General features: G+C 68.6%; 18 protein-coding genes. 6 read left to right on the top strand and 12 right to left on the bottom strand.

The annotated features are described in order from the left end of the window. Positions 1 to 47: 47 nt before the first annotated feature. Complete coding sequence (locus tag H0264_RS03365) at positions 48 to 1,214, bottom strand: TerD family protein (RefSeq protein ID WP_220139939.1); 1,167 nt, start codon at positions 1,212 to 1,214, stop codon at positions 48 to 50. Positions 1,215 to 1,256: 42 nt separating this feature from the next. Between H0264_RS03365 and H0264_RS03360 the strand changes: the two genes are divergently transcribed. Next, a complete protein-coding gene (locus H0264_RS03360) occupies positions 1,257 to 2,192 on the top strand; it encodes a PfkB family carbohydrate kinase (protein WP_231083917.1) in 936 nt (311 codons plus the stop codon). A gap of 25 nt (positions 2,193 to 2,217) precedes the next feature. Here H0264_RS03360 and H0264_RS03355 read toward each other — a convergent pair whose 3' ends face one another. The 3 genes from H0264_RS03355 to H0264_RS03345 are packed head-to-tail and all read right to left on the bottom strand — an operon-like array spanning position 2,218 to position 7,688. Then, complete coding sequence (locus tag H0264_RS03355; protein WP_231083916.1) at positions 2,218 to 2,892, bottom strand: nucleoside/nucleotide kinase family protein; 675 nt, start codon at positions 2,890 to 2,892, stop codon at positions 2,218 to 2,220. After that, entirely contained in the window at positions 2,889 to 5,096 is a 2,208-nt protein-coding gene (locus H0264_RS03350) for a serine/threonine-protein kinase (RefSeq protein ID WP_181582598.1), read from the bottom strand. The genes H0264_RS03355 and H0264_RS03350 overlap by 4 nt, the downstream gene beginning before the upstream one ends. 3 nt (positions 5,097 to 5,099) lie before the next feature. Next, positions 5,100 to 7,688 carry a serine/threonine-protein kinase gene (locus H0264_RS03345; protein ID WP_181582597.1) on the bottom strand — a complete coding sequence of 863 codons (2,589 nt, stop codon included), beginning with the start codon at positions 7,686 to 7,688 and terminating at the stop codon, positions 5,100 to 5,102. A 180-nt stretch (positions 7,689 to 7,868) separates the two neighbouring features. On the opposite strand from H0264_RS03345, the gene H0264_RS03340 reads away from it, so the two are divergent. Continuing rightward, positions 7,869 to 9,440, top strand: coding sequence for an amidase (locus tag H0264_RS03340; protein ID WP_181582596.1), 1,572 nt, complete (start codon positions 7,869 to 7,871; stop codon positions 9,438 to 9,440). A gap of 197 nt (positions 9,441 to 9,637) precedes the next feature. On the opposite strand, the gene H0264_RS03335 is transcribed toward H0264_RS03340, so the two are convergent. From H0264_RS03335 to dacB, 5 genes are all read right to left on the bottom strand, one after another. Then, positions 9,638 to 10,531 carry a LysR family transcriptional regulator gene (locus H0264_RS03335; RefSeq protein WP_181582595.1) on the bottom strand — a complete coding sequence of 298 codons (894 nt, stop codon included), beginning with the start codon at positions 10,529 to 10,531 and terminating at the stop codon, positions 9,638 to 9,640. 367 nt (positions 10,532 to 10,898) lie between these two features. Continuing rightward, complete coding sequence (gene hpt / locus H0264_RS03330) at positions 10,899 to 11,456, bottom strand: hypoxanthine phosphoribosyltransferase (RefSeq protein ID WP_181582594.1); 558 nt, start codon at positions 11,454 to 11,456, stop codon at positions 10,899 to 10,901. A gap of 16 nt (positions 11,457 to 11,472) precedes the next feature. Beyond that, entirely contained in the window at positions 11,473 to 12,435 is a 963-nt protein-coding gene (gene tilS, locus H0264_RS03325) for a tRNA lysidine(34) synthetase TilS (RefSeq protein ID WP_181585259.1), read from the bottom strand. A 110-nt stretch (positions 12,436 to 12,545) separates the two neighbouring features. Beyond that, positions 12,546 to 13,676 (bottom strand): zinc-dependent metalloprotease, encoded by a 1,131-nt coding sequence (locus tag H0264_RS03320; protein WP_181582593.1) that lies wholly within the window; start codon positions 13,674 to 13,676, stop codon positions 12,546 to 12,548. Positions 13,677 to 13,689: 13 nt separating this feature from the next. Further along, positions 13,690 to 15,126: a D-alanyl-D-alanine carboxypeptidase/D-alanyl-D-alanine endopeptidase gene (gene dacB, locus H0264_RS03315; protein ID WP_181582592.1), complete on the bottom strand. Its 1,437-nt coding sequence runs from the start codon at positions 15,124 to 15,126 to the stop codon at positions 13,690 to 13,692. 154 nt (positions 15,127 to 15,280) lie between these two features. Between dacB and ppa the strand changes: the two genes are divergently transcribed. Beyond that, on the top strand, positions 15,281 to 15,772 hold the full coding sequence (gene ppa, locus H0264_RS03310) for an inorganic diphosphatase (protein WP_181582591.1): 492 nt from the start codon (positions 15,281 to 15,283) through the stop codon (positions 15,770 to 15,772). A gap of 12 nt (positions 15,773 to 15,784) precedes the next feature. On the opposite strand, the gene H0264_RS03305 is transcribed toward ppa, so the two are convergent. Both H0264_RS03305 and H0264_RS03300 read right to left on the bottom strand, forming a co-directional pair. After that, on the bottom strand, positions 15,785 to 17,353 hold the full coding sequence (locus tag H0264_RS03305) for an MDR family MFS transporter (RefSeq protein WP_181582590.1): 1,569 nt from the start codon (positions 17,351 to 17,353) through the stop codon (positions 15,785 to 15,787). Between the two features lie 183 nt (positions 17,354 to 17,536). Next, positions 17,537 to 18,358, bottom strand: coding sequence for a crotonase/enoyl-CoA hydratase family protein (locus H0264_RS03300; protein ID WP_181582589.1), 822 nt, complete (start codon positions 18,356 to 18,358; stop codon positions 17,537 to 17,539). A gap of 200 nt (positions 18,359 to 18,558) precedes the next feature. On the opposite strand from H0264_RS03300, the gene H0264_RS03295 reads away from it, so the two are divergent. The 3 genes from H0264_RS03295 to H0264_RS03285 all read left to right on the top strand — a co-directional run bounded on the left by H0264_RS03295 (position 18,559) and on the right by H0264_RS03285 (position 20,013). Next, positions 18,559 to 18,879, top strand: a complete 321-nt coding sequence (locus tag H0264_RS03295; protein ID WP_181582588.1) for a 2-oxo-4-hydroxy-4-carboxy-5-ureidoimidazoline decarboxylase — start codon at positions 18,559 to 18,561, stop codon at positions 18,877 to 18,879. Positions 18,880 to 18,919: 40 nt separating this feature from the next. Continuing rightward, on the top strand, positions 18,920 to 19,396 hold the full coding sequence (locus H0264_RS03290; RefSeq protein WP_181582587.1) for a YbaK/EbsC family protein: 477 nt from the start codon (positions 18,920 to 18,922) through the stop codon (positions 19,394 to 19,396). A gap of 152 nt (positions 19,397 to 19,548) precedes the next feature. Then, positions 19,549 to 20,013 (top strand): flavin reductase family protein, encoded by a 465-nt coding sequence (locus H0264_RS03285; protein WP_181585258.1) that lies wholly within the window; start codon positions 19,549 to 19,551, stop codon positions 20,011 to 20,013. Positions 20,014 to 20,045: 32 nt separating this feature from the next. Here the strand turns inward: H0264_RS03285 and H0264_RS03280 are convergent, their stop codons facing one another. Continuing rightward, entirely contained in the window at positions 20,046 to 20,681 is a 636-nt protein-coding gene (locus tag H0264_RS03280; protein WP_181582586.1) for a LysE family translocator, read from the bottom strand. Between the last annotated feature and the right edge of the window lie 12 nt (positions 20,682 to 20,693).

Raw genomic sequence — 20,693 nt, 5'->3', positions numbered from 1 at the left:
ATGACGAGGGTGTTCTGTTCAGAGCCGGAATGACGAGGGTGTTCTGTTCAGAAGCGAGTGGCGAGGACGAAACGCTTACCGGGCTCGACCATCTTCTTCACGGTCGCGCCGTTCTCGTAGTCGCCCAGCGCGGTCATGTTCCAGCCGGCGGGGGCGCGGGTGAGCATGCTCAGGAAGACGCCGGTGCGGGGTTCGCCCTGCGAGAGTTCGAAGCGCACCAGCTCGGCATTGGAGGTGTCGTCGACCAATCGGCAGAAGGCTCGCGCCACCCGGTCGAATTTGTGCCCGGAGAACGAATTCACCGTGAACACAAGGGCATACACCTCCGGCGGCAGCGCCACGAGATCGACCGAGATGATCTCGTCGTCGCCCTCGCCGCGCCCGGTGAGATTGTCGCCCGAATGCGAGATCGCCCCGCGGAAGGCCGACTGCTTCAGGAAGTAGACATTGGCGAGCTTCTTCCCGGCCGTGTCGTAGGCGATCACCGAGGCGTCGAGATCGATGCGGGGGCCGCCCGGGGCCGGATCCCAGCCCAGCGCCATCCGCACCCGGGTGAGCGGCGGCGTGCCCTGTTTGGTCAGCGACACGGTTTCGTTCTTGCGCAACGACACTCGGCCCTTGTCGAGGCTGATGGTCGGCTGCCCGAACGTGGCCTGCGGCGGGGCCGGTGCGGTGGGGGCAGGTTGCGCCGGGGGCGGGTACGCCGACGCGGGCTGCGGGGGCGGGGCGTCGTCGACGCTGATGCCGAAATCGGTGGCGATGCCCGCCAATCCGTTGGCGTAGCCCTGGCCGACGGCGCGGACCTTCCACGCGCCTTGCCTGCGGTAGATCTCGCAGGCGACCAAGGCGGTTTCGGTGCTCAAGCCGGTGGGGGCGAAGGTGGCCAGGACCGCTCCGGTGGCCGCGTCCAGGACGGCGACGCGCGGTGTGCCCGCCTGCCCCCAGTTCGCCCCGGGACCGTCGAGACTGGCTGTGACCGCGATCTTTTCGATATCCGCGGGCACCTGCGCCGGCACCACGCGGATCCGATTGGGCGGCTGCGCCGTCACCCCCGGCCCGTGCGGCTGGTTGTAGAACACGAAGTCGTTGTCGGACCGGACTTTTCCGTCGGCGGTGAGCAGCAGCGCCGCCACGTCGACCGTCACTCCGGCCGAGATCTCCACCAGCACATCAGTGGCGGCGAGCGGCGCGTTGGCGCCTTTGACCAATTCCATGAGTTTCCCTTCCCCCCGATCACGGTAGTCCTGTCGGAGCCCATGGGTATGGTCGTCGCCATGCTGACCGGTGGGCTCTTCGTCGGGTTGTCCACAGTGGATATCGCGTATGCCGTCGGCGCGTATCCGGCCGAGGACACCAAAACGCAGGCCGATGACATGTTCCTGGGCGCGGGCGGCCCCGCCGCGAATGCCGCCGTGACGTACGCGTACCTGTCCGGCCTGGAGACGACGCTGGTCACCGCGCTGGGAACGCATCCGCTCGCCACCACCGCGCACGCGGATCTGCGCAAAAACGGTGTGACAGTGCGGGATATGGCGCGCGGCAGCGTGCACCGGCCGCCGGTGTCCTCGATCGTGGTGGCCGGGCAGACCGGCACCCGGACCATCGTGTCCATGGACGGCTCCGAGCTCGATGCCGTCCCCGATTTCCAGGTTCGGGGTTTGGACGACGAGCTGGATGTCATGCTCGCCGACGGTCATCATCCCCGGCTCTCGAACTGGGCCGCCTCGATCGCCGAATGCGGCATCGCACCCCTCGTCGTGGACGCGGGCCGCTGGCGCGATACCTACCGCTCACTGCTGAAGATGGCCACCACGGTCATCTGCTCGGAGTCCTTCACCCCGCCCGGGGTGCGTCCCGGCGACATCGACGGCGTCTTCGACTACATCCGCAAGCAGGGCCCCACGTTCGCCGCGGTCACGCGGGGCGGCAAGCCCATCCGATACATGTACAACGATGTGCGCGGCGAGATTCCGGTGAATTCCGACGGTGTCGTGGACACGCTCGGCGCGGGCGACATCCTGCACGGCGCGTACTGCCACTTCCACAAGTTCGAGCACTTCCCCACCGCGCTGTGGCGGGCCTCGGAGGTGGCGACGGAGTCGTGCCGGTATCGCGGCACGCGGGAGTGGATGCGGCACTGGCCCGCCCCGACCGGTGCGGAGCAGCCGGACCCGCGCTACCGCAACTACTGACGTGGGGGACCGATTACTGTGTGCCTCAATCGATCCGGTAGCCGCGGCCGTATTTGCGCAGTATCAGATCCGCTCGCGCCCGGGTGTGTTCCACCAGCCGGGCATTGAGCATATCGCTGTGCTCGACCTTCGCGCGCGCGTCGCCCGCCGTGCGGCCGCCGCGAATATGCCTGCGCAGCAAGCGTTTCTCGATGATCACCCGGGGCACGTCCAGGTACCAGGCTTCGTCGAGCAGGGGCCGTACGTCCGCCCATTTGCCCTCGTCGAGCAGTAGGTAGTTGCCTTCGGTGACGACGAACCGCTTGCCGTCGAACACCGCGCCGCCGGGCACGGGCTCGTGCAGTTCGCGGGAGTACGTGGGCCAGTCGAAGGGTGCGCCCAGGGGCGTTTCGCGCAGGGCCCGCAGCGATTCCACATATCCGGCGGCGTCGAAGGTGTCGGGTTCGCCTTTGCGCGCCAGGTCGCCCGTTTCCCGCAATTGCGCATTGGTGAGGTGGAATCCGTCCATGGGCGCGACCTCGGCGACGGCGCGGCCGGCGGCGATATTCAGTTCGTCCCGAATTCCCCGGGCGAGTGTGGATTTCCCGGCTCCCGGCGGTCCCGCCACCCCCAGAACGAACCGACCAGACTGTCCGTACGCATGCCGCCGAATACGCGCCGCCAATTCCGCCAAGGAGATTTCGACACAGCCGCGAGTCACGCACCAACCCTACTGAATTCCGGCGCCACCACCCGTTCCAGCGCGCGCACGTCGGCCTCGATCGCACGAAAAAGTCCATACGACACCAGAAATGCGACAAGGCTGCCGATAACCATGATCCGGACCTCGACCACCACCTGCGCCAGATCGGGCTGCGGCAGATAGGTCACACCCAGCACCGCGAGCAGCGGAATACACGCCGCCACCGCCAGGTACCCGGCGCCGCGCCGCCCCAGTCGGCGCAGCCACACCGCGTCGGTGTGGCTGATCTCGCCGTGCCGCAGGAACATCGGATACAGGCAGCGCAGCAGATAGAACGTGACCAGGAAGAACGGATAGACCACCGCGATCGCGCCACACACCGTCTGCGAGACGACGAAGTGCACGAACTTCGTCGCGGGCAGCTCACCGGAGAGGGCATTCAGCACTATCGGCACGCTGATTCCGGACAGCACCCACAGTGGCAGCACCACCTGAACCACCCGATCACCCATCCGCAGGGTGTCTGCACGGGCCCGCCGAATCGTCGCCGCATCGTATTCCCGTCCTTTCAACAGGCCCAGGAATACGCGAATCGGGTAGCGACACAAATACAGCAGCAGTGCCGCGCCGAGCGGGAACAGCACCGAATTCACCACCGTGATCATGGTTTCGAACCCGCGCATCGCCGATTCCGGGAGCCTGCTGACGATGAGTATTCGATTGTGGTGAATGTTGTAGACGGATGCCGCCACATTGGGGATGAGAACGGCCGCCGCCACCAATGGCACACTCCAGCGCCGCAGCCGCACCCGCAGACTGCGGGGCGGCGGATCCACCAGGGCGCGCGCGTGCTCGTCCATGCACAGCTCGAATTGCTCGGTGAGCCGGGCAGCGCTGTCCCAGCGGCGATTTCGATCGAATTCCAGGCAGGTCAGCAGCACACGCAACAGTGAGGCGGGGCAGTCGGGCGGCACCCGGTCGCGGGCGCGCGCCCCGACTCCCGCGCGGCGGCGCGCGAGCATGGCGTCGAGGTCCGGGCGCTCCCCGCCGCCATCGGCGGACTCGTCGAAAGGCAGTGCGCCGGTGAGCAATTCCCACAGCACCACACCCAGCGAGTAGATGTCGGAGCGGGCATCCAGATCGGCGACGGCACGGGTGCTGTCCGGATCCCACAGTTCGAGCTGTTCCGGCGAGGCGTACGCGCGCGAGCTCTCCGCTTCCGGACCGGCCCACTGCCGGTAACGGCGCAGCCCGATGCCGAAGTCGGCCAGTTTCGGCATCGCCTCGGCGGTGAGCAGCACATTGGCCGGTTTCACATCCTGGTGCACCATCCCGTGCCCGTCGGCGTATTCGAGCGCCTCGGCGAGCCGACGGCCCAGCCACGCAACGGTTTCCGGCCAGCTCAGCCCGGCGATCTCGGCCCGCACGCTGGAGTCGGTGGGCCGGATCTCGCCCTTCTCCTCCATGGCCGCGTCCACCGCGTCCAGCAGCAGCCGGCCGCTGCGCCGGTCGGCGGGCGTCGCGCGCACCCGGTGCAGCACCTCCTGCAGGGTGCCGCCGGGAACGAACTGCATGGACAAGAGCCGCAACGGTGCACCGTCACCGGCCTCGATCGTCCGCTGGTCGAACACGCGCACGATGTACGGATGGTCGAGCTGCGCGACGGTCGCGGAGTCGCCGCCCGCGTCCGCCTCCACGCGCACGGCGACCAGCCGCTGCATGGAACGCTGGCGGGCCAGGAACATGCGGCTGCCCTCGGTGCCGCCGAGATCGGTGAGCAGGTCGAAATCGTCCAGGCGACGGCCGGTTTCGATGCCGCGGGGCAGTGCGGGTGACTCCGGAACCGTCGTGCCGGCGTCGGCGAAGCGTCGCTGGAGCTCGCCTGCGACCTCCGGGTACTCGGCGCTGAAGGTATCCGGGTCGATCCGGCGGTAGCGACTGCGCACCAGGTATTCCTCGCACACCAGATCCGGGTAGTCCGGACTGTGCGCGAGTTCCGGAAACTCGGTGCGGTAGTCGGCAATTCGCTTCTCCAGCCCGGGACGCAACCGCCGTTGCCGGAGATCGATGCGCAGCAGCTCGACGAGGACGGCCAGCCGCAGGCCCGGTCCGTCCGGCAGATAGTGCACGAGCCGGGGTGGTTCGGACGCGGCGCTGCGCAGGGTGGATTCCCAGTCGGCGCTGAATCGCGCCACGGCCCGCGCCGGATGTTCGCTCTCCACCGGCTACCCGGGACTTTTCCCGGTGTCCCGCACCGATTTTCCGGGGGACACCACGCGTTCGAGCGCTTGCAGGTCCGCCTCCAGGCCACGGAACAGCGCGTACACGCCCACGAAGGCCGCGATACCGCCCACGCTGAGCACGCGCACGGCGACGATCACCAGCGGGATGTCGGCGGGCGGCAGGAAGGTCACGCTGGCCACCGCGAGCAGCGGCACCGAGGCGGCCACGGCGAGGTAGGTGATGCATCGATTGCCGAGCCGGTGCAGCCAGACGGCGTCCTCGGCGCTGATGTCGCCGTGCCGCAGGAACATCGGGTAGATGCAGCGCACCAGATAGAAGGTGACCAGGAAGAACGGGTAGGCGACGGCGATGGCCCCGCACACCACCATGGAGGCCAGGAAATGCACGAGGCTACGGGTCGGTATGTTTCCGGCGGACAGCTGCATGGTGATCGGGAAGGTGACCCCCGCCAGCACCCACAGCGAGAACACCACGAACGAAATGCGTTCCCCGCACAGCAGCACGTCGGCGCGCGCCTGCCGCAGCATCTCCGGCGAGAAGTCGCGGCCCTTGCGCAGGCCGCGCGGCACCGTGATCACCCGGCGGCACAGGTAGGCGATGACAGCGGTGCCCAGCGGGAAGAACAGTCCGTTCACCAGGGCGGTGACGAGGGTGAAGGTCCGCATGGCCTCGTCGGAGAGCCGGCTCACGATGAGCTGGTCGTTGTGCGCGATGTTGTAGAGCGAGCCGAGCCCGTTCGGTATTGCCACGAACAGCGTGACGAGCGGAATCATCCAGCGCCGCAGGCGTTTACGCCAGCTGTCCGGCGGCGGGTCGACCAGGTCGCGGGCGCGTTCGTCGAGGCAGAGTTCCAGTTGCGCGGCCAGCGCGGTGCCGGAACTCCAGCGCTGTTCGCGGTCGGGTTCGAGGCAGGTGAGCAGCACGCGGCGCAGGGCGGCGGGGCAGTCGGGCGGGACGCGCTCCAGAGCGGCGGATTCGACGCCGGTGCGACGGCGGGCCAGCATGGCCTCCAGGGTGGTGCGGTCGCCGTGATCGCCGGGGCCCGCCGTGGAATCATCGAAAGGCTTTGCGCCGGTCAGTAATTCCCACAGCACCACGCCGAGGGAGAAGATGTCGGCGCGGGTGTCGAGGTCGGCGGCGGTGCGGGCGGTGGCCGGATGGCAGGCCTCGAGCTGCTCGGGTGACATGTAGGACAGTGAGCCGCCGAAGTAGGAGACCGGGCTGGCGCCGTCCACATTCCGGCTGAAACTGATATTGAAATCAGCCAGTTTCGGAACGGCCTCGGCGGTGAGCAGCACATTGGCCGGCTTCACATCACGATGCAGCACGCCGTGCCCGTCCGCGTACTCGAGCGCCTCGGCGAGCCGGCGACCCAGCCACGCAACGGTTTCCGGCCAGCTCAGCCCGGCGATCTCGGCCCGCACGCTGGAGTCGGTGGGCCGGATCTCGCCCTTCTCCTCCATGGCCGCGTCCACCGCGTCCAGCAGCAACTGCCCGCTGCGTTCGGCCGCCGGGGTGGCCCGCACCCAGCGCAGCACGCCCAGCAGCGTGCCGCCCGGCAGGAACTGCATGTACAGCAACCGCAGCCGCCGCCCGGATTCGGTGCGCACCCCGGACATCAGCCGCTGATCGAAGACCCGCACGATGTAATCGTGATCGAGCTGGGCCAGGGTCTGCGGCTCGGTGCCGTGATCGGCGGAGATCTTCACCGCGACCAGGCGTTGCAGGGACCGCTGCCGCGCCAGGAAGACCCTGGCGAAGGCCCCGCTACCCAAACTGGTCAGCAGATCGAAATCATCGATGCGCTGGCCGATTTCGATGCGATCCAGCAGCGTGCCGGTCTCCGGAACGCTCAGCCCGCCCGTGGCCCGGGTCGGATCCGGCGCGGTCAGGCCGGTGAGGTCGGCATGCTGGGTCAGCTCGCTCGCATCCGGCACCCGCGTGGTGTCACCACCCGGCAGACCCCCGAACGTCGACTCGTCCGATGGCGGACCGGCGTGGGTCGACTCGTCCGCCGCACCACCCGTCAGCTCGCCCGGGGCGAGTCCGAACCGGGTCGACTCGTCGAGAGCTGTTCCCGTGCGGGTGGATTCATCGAGGCCGGGGGCCCGGGTGGATTCGTCGAGGGCGGCGCGGCGGGTGCTCTGGTCCTCGTCGTCGGCATTGAGCAGTTCGCGCAGGCGGTCCGCCTGATGCGGGTATTCGCGCAGGCAGTCGCGGGGGTCGACGCGCTCCCCGCTGTGGCGGCGGATGACGAACTCCTCGTACACCAGTCCGGCGGGCAGATCCCGCTGGGTGAGCTCGGGGAATTCGGAACAGTACTCGGCCAGCCGCTTGCGCGTGCGCTCCGAGCCGGGCGACAGCCCCGGGCGGCGCAGCCAGCGATGCCGCATATCCACGCGGATCAGCTCGACCAGGGCATCGCGACGCAATGTGCTGGCATCAGGCAAATAGTCGGCTATCCGGGGCGGCGCGGAGCCGGAGTCCCACGCCGCAGCGAAGGCGGCGACCACACCGAATTCCCTTCCGGCCGAGGAAGGACCGGAACGGTGGTCGGAACCAGAAACCATGTCCGCACCCATCTGGCTCGGCGCGGAAACGTTCGAATCCGCACTGTCGATCCATGAATGCCGCAGATAAAATCCGCCACACCCGACAACCATCATCCCCGAGCAACAGCGGGAATGATAACTTGCGGCTCAGGAGCGGATCACCCGATTTCGACACGAGGCGACGGGGGAACAACCAGCATGTACGACGAGGGCACCGCGCTGGCCGACGGCACCGCACCCGTGGTGGACAGCGCGCACCCGGCCGCGCCCACCTCCGGCGAGAGTCCCGCGCCGCCCGGCTCCACCGCAGACCCGGCCGCGCCCACCTCCGCCGAGCACGCGGCGGAGCGAGCCGGAGCCGATTCCACCGAGGAGGTAGCGGTGGCAAGCTCTGCGGCCGATTCCGATGGTTCCAGCGAATCCCGTCCGCCCGCAGACACCACCACCGCGGGCGGGATCGCCGCGGCCGTGCAGAACGGGGTGCTCACGCCGGAGCAGGTGGTCGATGCCGCGCTCGAACGCATCCGGTCCCGGGATCGAAAAGTGAACGCCTTCAGCCGGGTTCGCTCCGATGTGGTGCGCGCCGAGGCGCGGGCGCTGGCCGAGCGGCCGGATCTGGACCTGCTGCCGCTGGCCGGGGTGCCGATCGCGGTGAAGAACAATATCGACGTCGCCGGTGAGGTGACCCGGGGCGGTTCCCGCGCGGGCTCGGATACCGCCGCGACCGCCGACCATCCGGTGGTGCGACGACTACGCTCGGCCGGCGCGATCGTCGTCGGCCTGACCACGGTTCCCGAGTTCGGACTCTGGGGCGTCACCGACGAGCCCGGCCGAATCACCCGCAGTCCCTGGAATACTCGCTACAGCGCAGGCGGCTCCTCCGGCGGCTCCGGCGCCGCTGTCGGCCTCGGCCTGGTGCCGATCGCGCACGGCAACGACGGCCTCGGTTCGGTGCGCATCCCCGCGGCCTGCTGCGGCGTGGTCGGCGTCAAACCCGGACGCGGTCTGGTGCCCGCCCAGGTCGGCCTGGACGACTGGGGCGGCATGACCGAAAACGGCGTCCTGGCAACGACTGTGGCCGATGCCGCGCTCATGCTCTCGGTGCTCGCCGATCAGCCCGCCCTCGCCGATCTGGACACGCCCCCGGCCCTGCGCGTCGGCCTGGCCGTCACCCCGCCCAGCCCGCTGGCCCGGGTGGATCGCGCGTGGACCGCCGCTGCCCGCAAGGCCGCCGCCGCCCTCGCCACCGCCGGGCACGAGGTGCAGGTCGCCGAACTCCCCTACCAGGGCGCCACCTCCGCGCTGCTGCTGCGCTGGGTGGCCAACGCCGCCCGCGAGGCCGGCACCGTGGCCTACCCGGACCGGTTGCAGCGCCGCACCCGCGCCCACATCGCCCTCGGCAATCTGGTGCTCAAGGCCGGCCTGGTCCGGCAGTCGCAGGTCGACCGCATCGAAGCCCGGCTGCTCGACTACTTCGACCACCACGATGTCGTGATCACCCCGACCCTGGCCACCCCGCCGCCGCGGGCCCGCAACTGGCACAACCTGCCCTGGATCGCGAATGTGATTGCGAACGCCAGCTATTCGCCGTTCACCCCGCTGTGGAACCTGGTCGGCTGGCCCGCCCTCACCGTCCCCATGGGCTTCCACTCCCGCACCCGCACCCCCGTGGCGGCCCAGCTGGTCGGTCCGCCCGGCAGCGAATCCACCCTGCTGCGCCTGGCCGCCCAGCTCGAAGCGGCCCACCCCTGGCGGCGCACCGCCCCGTGAGAACGACGATGCCGCCCAGCCTGTCGAACAGGCTGGGCGGCATCATTTTTCGCTCGGTGCGCGGTTCACCGCGCGGCGGCACCACCTCCGACACAGTGCCGCCGGTCCCGATCCGGTCCTCCGGCTTCCGCCGCGCCGCACCCGCGCTGCGGTCCCGGGTTCCCCGGATATTCGATGAATCCGCTTGCCGCTGCGACCTACTGGGCCGCGGCGACCGGTTCGCGGTTATCGGCGAAGCCGCCCTCGAGGACGCGCGCGGCGAATTCGAGGATGGTCGGGCGGTCGTCGTCCGCGCGCCAGGCCACGGCGAGCTCGCACGGGGCGAGACCGGTGACGGGGCGGGCGGTGAGGCCGGGCCAGCGGTACATGGGCACGTTGTTCTCCGCGAGGAGGCAGACCCCCAGGCCGAGGCTGACGGCTTCGAGGCGCTCTTCGGCCGTGGCGGCCTCGGCGCCGATCTTGGCCTGGCGACCGGAGCGGGAGTCCGCGCCGAGCCAGAAGTCGCGCGCCGCACCGGCTTCGGCGGGCATGGCGATGAACGGTTCATCGGCCAGGTCGGCGAAGTCGATGGTCTCCTGGTTCGCCAGCGCGTGGTTCTCCGGCAGCAGCACCCAGCGCGGCTCGGTGCGCAGCACCTGCCAGCGGTAGCGGCTGGTGTCGGGCACCGGCAGCCACATGAGCGCCAGGTCCGCCTGCCGCCCGGCCAGGCCGGAGGACGGGTCGGTCCAGGACGCCGAGTGCAGGGCGAGCCGGTGCCCGCTGGCGGACTCCAGATCGGTGATCAGACCGCGGCCGATGGAGGACTGGATGCCGACGCGCAGCACCTCACCCGCCTCCTGCAGGGCCACATTGGTGACCTCCCAGAGTTCCAGGATCTTCCGGGCGCCTTCGAGCAGTTCCTTGCCCGCGACGGTCAGGGCGACACTGCGCTGGTTGCGGTCGAACAGCACGACGTCCAGCTGGCGTTCCAGCTGCCGGATCTGCCGTGACAGAGTGGGTTGTGCGATGTGCAGCCGCTGAGCGGCATTCGTGAAGTGCAGTTCCTCAGCGACGGCGACGAAATACCGCAGGTCGCGCAAATGCGGGTCCATAGCCCCTTGCTATCAGAATCGGTCTTGAATTTCCAGCCGTATCCGACCCATAAGTTTGAAATCTGGGTGGAAAACAGCCTTCAGGTTTGTTGCAGACAGCATAAGGGCTCTCCGAAACATTTCCGTAACCGGGACCGCGAATTCCTGGCCAATCGCCCGAACCGCCCCACGCGCACTCATAAGGTCAGCCGACCAGCAGTTACCTCGACCACGCTCTGACCGGCCGAACCCTCGAGCTGATTCCCGGCAACCCGACCCGGCAACCATCGCACCGATTGCCGATCAGCATCAGTGAGTTTCATCACAGACAAGCCGAAAGCCGCCCACCGGGACCGGCGGACGGCTCTCGCGAGCTCTGAGACGAGGGTTACTTCCCCCCGTAGACCTTCGGGTCGAGGGTGCCGATGTAGGGCAGGTCGCGGTAGCGCTCGGCGTAATCCAGGCCGTAGCCCACCACGAACTCGTTCGGGATGTCGAAGCCCACATGCATGACATCCACCTGGGTGCGCAGCGCGTCGGGCTTGCGCAGCAGCGTCACGACCTCGAGCGATGCGGGATTGCGGCTCTTCAGGTTCCGCAGCAGCCACGACAGCGTGAGACCGGAGTCGATGATGTCCTCGACGATCAGCACATTGCGGCCGGCGATGTCCTTGTCCAGATCCTTCATGATCCGCACGACGCCCGACGACGAGGTCGACGACCCGTACGACGAGACCGCCATGAACTCCATCTGAGTCGGAATCTGCAGCCGCTTGGCCAGATCCGTCATGAAGAAGATCGCGCCCTTGAGCACACCCACCAGCAGCAGGTCACCTTCGGGAGCTCCCGCCGGATACCGCTTGGCAACCAGGTCCGCGATCTCGTCGATCTTTTCCGCGATCTGGTCTTCGCTGATCAGCACCGACGCGATGTCATCCCCGTACACGTGCGCTGGTTTCCCTTCAGTGATGGTGTCCACCTCGACCGGGCACGGACGACTCCGGACCCAGTATGAGCCTGCCATGTTCGCGCGCGGCAACCAACCTGCTCCCGCCCACCGAACCGCCCACGGCGACCCCGCCCTGCCCCCGCCACGCGATGACCAGCGCTTCGACCGCTCGTAAATTGCTGTCCGTCAATGATTTTGCGCCACCCGCGAGCAACCAGGCGCGAATGACGCGCCGCCGCAAAGCCGGGGCGGCAGTGGCGAGCGTCTCGAGATCGAGGCCCTCACCATCACGAGCGGCCTCCAGCAAATCCCCGGCGAGCGCGTCCAGCGCGGCGCCGTCCTCCCGCAGCTGCGCGGCCGTGCGGGCCAGCGCCCGCGCCACCCCGCCACCGAGCACATCCTCCAGCAGCGGCAGCACCTCCGACCGCAACCGCACCCGGGTGAACTCCGGCGCACTGTTGTGCGGATCCTCCCAGGGCTCGAGGCCGACATCCGCGCACAGCTGCCGAGCCGTCGCACGCCGCACGGACAGCAGCGGCCGGCCCCACGGCTCGGCGTACTCGGCCATCCCCTGAATGGACCGCGCCCCGGACCCGCGCGCCAAACCCAGCAGCACGGTTTCGGCCTGATCATCGAGGGTGTGGCCGAGCAGCACGGGCAGACCGCCGCGCGCCTCGTCCAAGGCGGCATAGCGGGCCTTGCGCGCTGCGGCCTCCGTGCCGCCGTCCCGGCCGACCGTCACCCGCAGCACTCGCGCCGACCGGCAGCCCAGCCGCAGCGCGTGCGCGGCCGCCGCGGCCGCCACCGCCGCCGAGCCGTCCTGCAATCCGTGATCGACCACCAGTGCGTCCACCGCGGCCGCCTCCACCACGGCCGCGGCCGTCAGCGCCAGCGAATCCGCGCCACCGGACAGCGCCACCGCCACCGCACCCGCCGGTGCGTGCCGCTGGAGCCAATCCCGTACGGCGTGACGCATTTCCAATGCGGCACGCGTTTCGGGCAGCCGGGGTCGATCGCTCACAGGCGAATCGTTCCACGTCCACGGTCGAAGGCGATGCCGCACCCGCCCGCGAGACCGGCGGTCCGTCAGCCCAGGACGCGCGTCACCCAGCGCTGCGGATCGTTGATTTCGTCCATGCGCGGCAGGGTTTCGCCATCGGTCCAGATCGTGTTGAACCGATCCATGCCGACCGTGCCCACCACTTCGTCCACGAACTTCTTGCCGCGCACGTACTGCGCGACCTTCGCGTCCATGCCCAGCAGCGCGCGCAGCAGCCGCTGAATCGGATTGGCGGGCCGCTTGCGCCGCTGATCGAACGCCGCGCGAATCCGCGTCACCGACGGCACCACCGCGGGCCCGACCGCGTCCATGACGTGATCGGCATGACCCTCGAGCAGCGTGCCGAGCATGAGCAGCCGGTCCAGGGCGTCCCGTTGCGGTTCGGGTTGGGTCGCGCGCAGCAGCCCGACCACACCGCCCGCCGGATCCTCGATGCCGCGCTTGCGATCCCGCACCGCCTCGACCAGGCGGCCGAGCATATCGGCCAACGGCTCCTCCCCGGTCTCGCCGAGGATCTCCACATTGCCGCGCATGTACTCGGCAAGCCAAGGCGCGGAAGAGAACTGGACGCGATGGGTGACCTCGTGCAGGCACACCCACAGCCGGAAATCGCTGGGCGGCACGCCGAGTGCGCGCTCCACCGCCATGATGTTCGGGGCCACCAGCAGCAGCGTCCCGTCCGGCCCGCTGAACGGGTCGTACTGGCCGAGAATGGCCGTGGACAGGAACGCCAGCATGGCCCCCGCCTGCACGCCCGCCGGTTTGCCGACGAACTTGCCCTTCTCCCCCGCATCGGCGCCGGTGCCGGTGAGCTGGGCCATGGACTCGGCGGCCGCCGCGATCCAGCCCGGCCGATCCAGCACCCGCGCGTCCGGCACGGGCGCGTCGTCGATCAACCCGCTGACCTCGCGCACCGGCCCCTCCGCCCGCTTGGACGCCGCGGCCAGTTCGAGCACGGCCTGCTCGGCCGCGTAGCGGGTGGTGCGCGGCCCGGCGGGCACCAGGGCGGATCCGGTGCGGGCGGCCAGATTCCAGTCGACGGAGCCGGCCAGGCCGGGCCCCTTCCTGCGCGGTTCGCTCACCAGCACCTCGCCGGGGCGGGCGCTACCGTTCCCCGGCTGGTCGGCGTGGGCCGCATGGTTTTCGGGTCCGGTCATAGTCATCCACCCGTCAGGAGCATCCGCAGTTGCGCAGTGTGGCGGCGATGGCGTCCAACGCGGGGCGGCTCGCCTCCGGGAGCCGCTGGTTGGACATCAGCGCGAAAGTGAGTACGCGCCCATCGCGATCCAGCACATATCCCACCAACGAGCTTGCCACATCGAGAGTTCCGGTCTTGGCGCGAACCCAGCCCGCACCATCGCGATCGCGCACCGTGTAGCGGTTGCCCAGCGTCCCGGTCGCGCCCGCCACCGGCAGGTAGTCGAGCAGGCTGGCCAGCGGGTCGGGAGCGGGCGAATCCCCTTGCCCCGCAGTGGTGTTGGGCAGCGCGGCGACGGCGACCAGATGGTCCAGCAGCCGCGGCGGCAGCAGATCGTCCACCGACAGCCCGCTGCCGTCCAGCAGGGTGGCGCCGGTCAGATCGAATCCGGCCGCCCGCAGCGTGGTCATCATGCCGGTCACCGCGCCCGCGAAGGACAGTTCGTTGCCGGTGGCCTGCGCGATCTCCCGGGCGATGGTCTCGGCGAGCACATCGTCGGAATGCACCATCATGTCGCGCAGCCGATCCTTCAGCTGCGCCGACTGCACGGCCGCGACCTGCTGCGCACCCGCCGGAGCGGTACCGGCCCGCACCCGCGCCGGATCGATCCCGAGCGCGGCGGCGAGCGCCTTGCCGGCATCCAGCGCGGGCGTCTCGGTGCGCGGCGAATACTCGACCAGCGGTTGCAGCCGGCCGCCGTCGATCATCACCGGCTCGATCGGCGCGATGGAACCGCCCGCGATATCGCGCGGATCCCAGCCCTGCGCCATGTTCGAGCCCGTGTACAGCGAGGTGTCGACCACGATGCTGTCCACCGGCCTACCCGAATTCTTGATCTGCGCAACCAGATCCGACAGCTTGGGCCCGTCCGGGTAGTAGCCCTTGCCGTCCGGCTCATTGGTGAGCGTCGGATCGCCGCCGCCCACGAGCACCAGCTCGCCGGGCGCGGCGCCGGTCACCACCTTCGTGGTCACCCGGCGGTCCGGCGGCAGCGCCAGCAGCGCGGCAGCGGTCAGCACCACCTTCGCGTTCGAGGCGGGGATCTGCGGTTTGTCCGGGTCGATGCTCCACAGCACCTCACCGGTCACCCCGTCGGACACCGACGCGGCGAAAACGCCCAGATCAGGATTGGCGGCCACCCCGGCCAGCGCGGCGGCCAGCCCGGTCCGGCTCGGTGCGGGCGCGGTCGCAGGCGCGGGCGACACCTGCGGCAGGGCCTTCACCGGCGAGGGCGGCGCGGCGACGGTCAATCCGCCGTGCCGGAACTCCTCGGTCCACGGTTTCAGCGTCAGCACCACGGCGGCGATCGCGACGACCACCACAACCAGCGCGGATGTCACCACGATCCAGGTTCTGCGCCGGCGCTTGGCCTCCAGACCCCCGATATTCTGCTTGTTCCCGCCTGCCACGTGCAGCTGTCTCCCTGATACCTGTGGCAGGGGAATGCCCCGGGCGTCCCTGCCGAACCCATGCGCCCGCCGACCACACTATCCTCGTTGCGCAGTCGTTCCCCTGAACGAGCTGGCGAGTCGGCAGCCATAGGCCAACGAAGAAGGAGATGACGTGAAGTTCGACGTCACCATCGAGATCCCCCGGGGTCAGCGCAACAAGTACGAGGTCGACCACGAGACCGGGCGGGTGCGGCTGGATCGCTACCTCTACACCCCGATGATGTACCCGGCCGACTACGGCTACATCGAGGACACCCTGGGCGGCGACGGTGACCCGCTGGACTGCATGGTCCTGCTGCCCGAGCCCGTGTTCCCGGGCGTGCTGGTCGAGGCCCGTCCCGTCGGCGTGCTCATCATGAGCGACGAGGCCGGCACCGACGAGAAGCTGGTCGCGGTGCCCGCCAAGGACAAGCGCTGGGATCACATCCAGGACGTCGAGGACATCCCGGAGTTCCAGCGCAAGGAGATCGCGCACTTCTTCGAGCGCTACAAGGACCTGGAGCCCGGCAAGTGGGTCAAGGTCGAGGGCTGGGAGGGCCGCGAGAAGGCCGAAACCCTGGTCACCGAGGCGTACGCGCGGCTGAAGGAGCAGGGCGGCCACTGACGGCCCGCCTCGCTACTCCCGCGGAGTGGTGAGCCCCGCGGTGGTGCGCAGCGGCACCTCTTTCCAGAAGAGGATCAGCAGCAGCGCCACCGCGGTCACCGCCGAGGTCGTCAGGAACACCGCGGACAGCGAGTTCGCGAAACCCACCTGGAACGGCTGCGCCAGCACCGGATCCAAGCGCTGGATCACCGAACTGTCGACCAGCACCTGCCCCGCGGCCGCCGGATCCTGGCCCGCGGCAACGAGTTCGGCTTCGATATCGGGCGCGAGCCGGGTGAACAGGATCGACAGGAACACCGCCGCCCCCAGCGTGCCCCCGATCTGGCGAAAGAAGGTCGCGGCGCCCGTGGAGACGCCCATATCCTTGGGCGGCAACGCATTCTGCAGCGCGAGAATGAGCGGCTGCATGAGATTCCCGAGCCCGAATCCGACACACAGCATGAACGCCGCCACCATCCAGAACGCGGTGTCCGCCCGCAGATAATGCATCAGGAACAGCCCGAGGGTGATCATGGCGGCGCCGAGAATCGTATAATTCCGGTAATGCCCGGTGCGCGATATCAATTGGCCGGAAATGATCGAGCCGATCATGATGCCGAGCACCATGGGAATCATCTGCAAACCACCCAGCATCGGGCTCGCACCCCGCACCACCTGCAAATACTGTGGCATGAGCAGGATTCCGCCGAACATGCCCGCGCCCACCACGAACGAGATCACCACACCCAGCGCGAACGTCGGATTCCGGAAAATCCGCAGCGGAATCAGCGCCGCGTCACCGAGTTTCGCCTCGATCGCGACGAACACCGCCACCGAGACCCCGCCGATCACGTAACAGAGCACCGATCGTCCACTCCCCCAACCCCATTCACGCCCCTGCTCGGCGACGACCAACAGTGGCGTGATGCCGAGCGCCAGCACCAGCACACCCCAATAGTCCACACGGTCAAGGGATCTCACCGGTTTCGGCAGTCGCAGCACGCGTGAGACCACCAGCAGCGCGAACAGCCCCAGCGGCACGTTGACCAGGAAAACCCAACGCCACCCGGCGATCCCGAGCAGGCTGGACTGCCCGGCGAACAATCCGCCCAATAGCGGACCGAGCACACTCGAGGTGCCGAACACGGCCAGAAAATAGCCCTGATATCTGGCTCTTTCCCGCGGGCTCACGATATCGCCGACAATGGTGAGGGCCAGCGACATGAGCCCGCCCGCACCCAGCCCCTGCAAAGCCCGAAACGCCGCCAGCTCGTACATGCTCTGCGCGAGCGTGCACAGCAGCGAACCCGCCAGGAAAATGGAAATGGCCGCCAGATAGAAGGGCTTGCGCCCGTACATGTCCGACAGTTTTCCGTACAGCGGCGTCGCCAGCGTGGCCGTGATCAGATAAGCCGTTGTGGCCCAAGCCTGTAACGCATAACCGTCCAGATCATCGGCAATGGTCCGGATCGCCGTCGACACAATGGTCTGATCGAGCGCGGCCAGCAGCACCCCGAGCAGTAGCCCGCTGAGAATCACCAGAATCTGCCGGTGCGTGAATCCACCCTCGCCGGTGGATGCGGCCACCTCGGATGTAGCCATGGCCAACCTCCAGGTCCCCCAGCCTCACGATAGGCCGGAACCGGAGATCCGCAATCGGTTTTCGATAGCCGCCGGATCAGCACCGTCATCCCGGCGCGCTTTTTGGCCGGGATCCACACCCGCTGCACCCCAACAGGTTTCGTGGATCCCGGCCAAAAGCATGCCGGGATGACGAGTGCGTGCCTACTTCCCCTGGAACCGCGGCTGTCGCTTCTCGAACACGGCCTGAATGGCCTCGGTGATGTCCTCCGAGGGCAGGAAGGCCGCATTCCACGCCGACACGTAGCGCAGCCCGTCGGCGACCTTGCCCGCCTTCGGCTGATCCAGCACATCCTTGATGCCCTGCACCACCAGCGGCGGGTTCTCGGCGATCTCACGCGCCAGCGCGTGCGCCGCGTCCAGCACCGCCTGCTGATCCGCGTACACATCGTTGATCAGGCCGATCTTCTCGGCCCGCGCCGCGTCGATGTCCTTGCCGGTGTAGGCGAGCTCGCGCAGATGCCCCTCGCCGATGATGCCCGGCAGCCGGTGCAGCGACCCGATATCCGCGACGATGGCGACCTTCGCCTCGCGCAGGCTGAACTTGGCATCGGCACTGGCCAGCCGGATATCCGCGGCGGCAATGAGATCCAGCCCGCCGCCGATGCACCAGCCCGACACCGCCGCGATGACCGGCTTGTGGCTGTCCGCCACCGCGGTGACCGAAGCCTGCATCTCGCGCACGTGCCGGAGGAAATCGGTGCGGGGCTTGGCCAGCGCCTTGTCCCCGAGCAGCGGCCCGAACAGCGGCGACATGGCCGGCAGATCCAGTCCGTAGGAGAAATGCTTCCCCGCCCCGGTGAGCACGATGGCCCGCACCTCGGGATCGGCGTCGAGTTCGCCGAAGATGAGCGGCAGCTCGCGCCAGAAGTCCGGGCCCATGGCATTGCCCTTGCCCGGGCCGGTCAGCGTCACCTGCGCGACGTGGTCCTTGCTCTCGACTTCGAAAGCCTTCCAATCGGTCATTGGTCCAGCGTATCGAGCCCAGGCCCGGCATTTCCCCCCTGCCGGGGTTTCGGGGGCGGAGCTCCCGAGAATCGGCCGGAGCCGGGATTCTCCCGCGTGTAAACGGTTTGCTAAATCTGCTGCGCCGCACTGGTTCCCGATCGGTCACCGGACGGACGATTGATGCGTCCACAAGATGCTCTCCCCGTGTGGAGGTTCCGATGTTGATGCACCACGGAATCGGCCTCGACCGCTTCAATTCCCTCTCTCGCCCGCGCGCCATCCACGCGCTTTTCGAGTGCTGCTGCAATGTCACCTGGGCGCACAAGATCGCGGACGGCAGGCCCTACCCCGGCCACGCCGCACTGCACACCGCGGCCGCAGCCGAATTGCACGCTTTATCCCCCACCGATCTGGAACGAGTCTTCGATTCCTGTGCCCACGAAAACGTTTCGGAGCACACGATCACCGAGCTCGCCAGAATCACCCGTGCCCGAATCGCCCGGATGCTCGGTCCGGAGGAGGGCTACCCCGAATACTGAAACCCGGCACATGTACCGCAATCGCTCTACCCTTGGTGCCATGCGCAGGTCCCTGCTGCCGCCGATCGCGACGAAGGTCTCCGACACCCTGATCCAGCGCGGCCATCACGGGGTGATCGTCACTCAGCCGCAACCCACCCACACCGCCGCCGACGCCGCCCGCGCCCTGGGCGTGGACGTCGGAGCCATCACCAAATCCCTGGTCTTCCTACTCGACGACGACCCGATCCTGCTGCTGGTCTCCGGCGCCCACCAGGTGCACCTGCCCCGCACCAGCGAACGCCTGGAAGGCGCTCTCACCCGGGCCCCCGCCGCCATGGTGCGCGAGGTGACCGGGCAGCCGGTCGGCGGCGTGGCCCCGGTCGGCCACCCCACCAACCTGCCCACCTTCGTCGACAACGCCCTGTCCCGTCATCCGGAACTGTGGGCCGCGGGCGGCCACCCGAACACCCTGTTCCGCACCACCTTCGGCGAGCTGGTCCGGATCACCGCGGGCCTGGCCATCGACGTGGACTGAGCCGCCGGTCCACGCGATATTTCGCACAGCCCGGAATATTCGGGCGCCGCAGCACGTAGGTTCGTTGCGTGACTGATTCCGAGACATCCGGCGCCGAGCTACATGTGCCCGATGACCTGAGCGGCATCACCGCGCAGCAGTATCGCGCCGCCATGCGGCATTACCCGGCGGGCGTCACCATCGTCACGCTGAACTCCGGGAACGGCCCGATCGGTTTCACCGCCACCTCGTTCGCCTCGCTCTCCGCGGAACCCCCGCTCATCTCGTTCAATATCGCGCACACCTCCTCCAGCATCGAGGCCATGCTGCGGTCCGAATCCCTGGTCGTGCACTTCCTCGGTGAACACCAGAAGCACCTGGCCCAGCGCTTCAGCCGGGACGCCGCCGAACGCTTCAGCGACCGCTCACTGTGGACCGCACTCGACACCGGCGAACCGGTCCTGCACGGCACCCCCATCTGGGTGCGCGCCACCGTCTACAAGCTGCTGCCGATCGGCGATCACACGCTAGTGGTCGGCCTGGTCACGCGGGTGCACGACAACACCCAGGATTCCCCGGCCGTCGGCCCGCTCGTCTACTACAACGGCGCCTACCACCACGCCGAGATCTCCGACTGATTCCCGCCGGGTCGCATCCCGGCCGGATCAGGTCAGCTCGCCGATGCCGCGGTGCCGATACCCAGCGCCGCCAGAATCGCCGCGCTGAGCTGTTCCAGCCGATCCCGCACCGCGGGCCGTTGCAGCAGCGCCACCGCCCGGGACGCCGCCAGCGCCAGCAGCACCATTTCGATTGCGGCAATGGTGGATTCGATCGCCCCGAGCGTCAGCGTGTTCGCGAAGGTCACCTCGGTCAGGAACTGCGGCAGCACGGCGAGGTAGAACAACCCCACCTTCGGATTGAAAACGCACGATAGCAATCCGGCAGCGAATGCCGAGCGAACCGAGTTCGCCTTCTCCCGGGCCGTGCGCGCCGCGAGTTCATCCGCCCCCGCGGCCTTCCCCCGCCGATGCGCCAGCAGCGCGCGAATCCCCAAGTACACCAGGTAGATTCCGCCGATCACCTTCAGCGCGCGATAGGCCGTGGCCGACTGCTCCAGCAGCGCCGCCACCCCCGCGGCGACAACCACCGCCCACACGATCCCACCCAGCGCCGACCCCACTGCCGCGGCAATGGCGGGACGCGGCCCGGCCATCGAAAACCGCAGCACCAGAAAGGAATCCGGCCCCGGCGTGATGGACAGCAGCACGCACAGCCCGATGAAGCTCAACAGCAGCGCCATGCTCATCCGTCAATGACA

The organism is Nocardia huaxiensis, from assembly GCF_013744875.1.
GTDB lineage: Bacteria > Actinomycetota > Actinomycetes > Mycobacteriales > Mycobacteriaceae > Nocardia > Nocardia huaxiensis.
The sequence above is the reverse complement of the archived record's forward strand: the minus strand, read 5'-3'. Positions and strand labels throughout refer to the sequence as shown.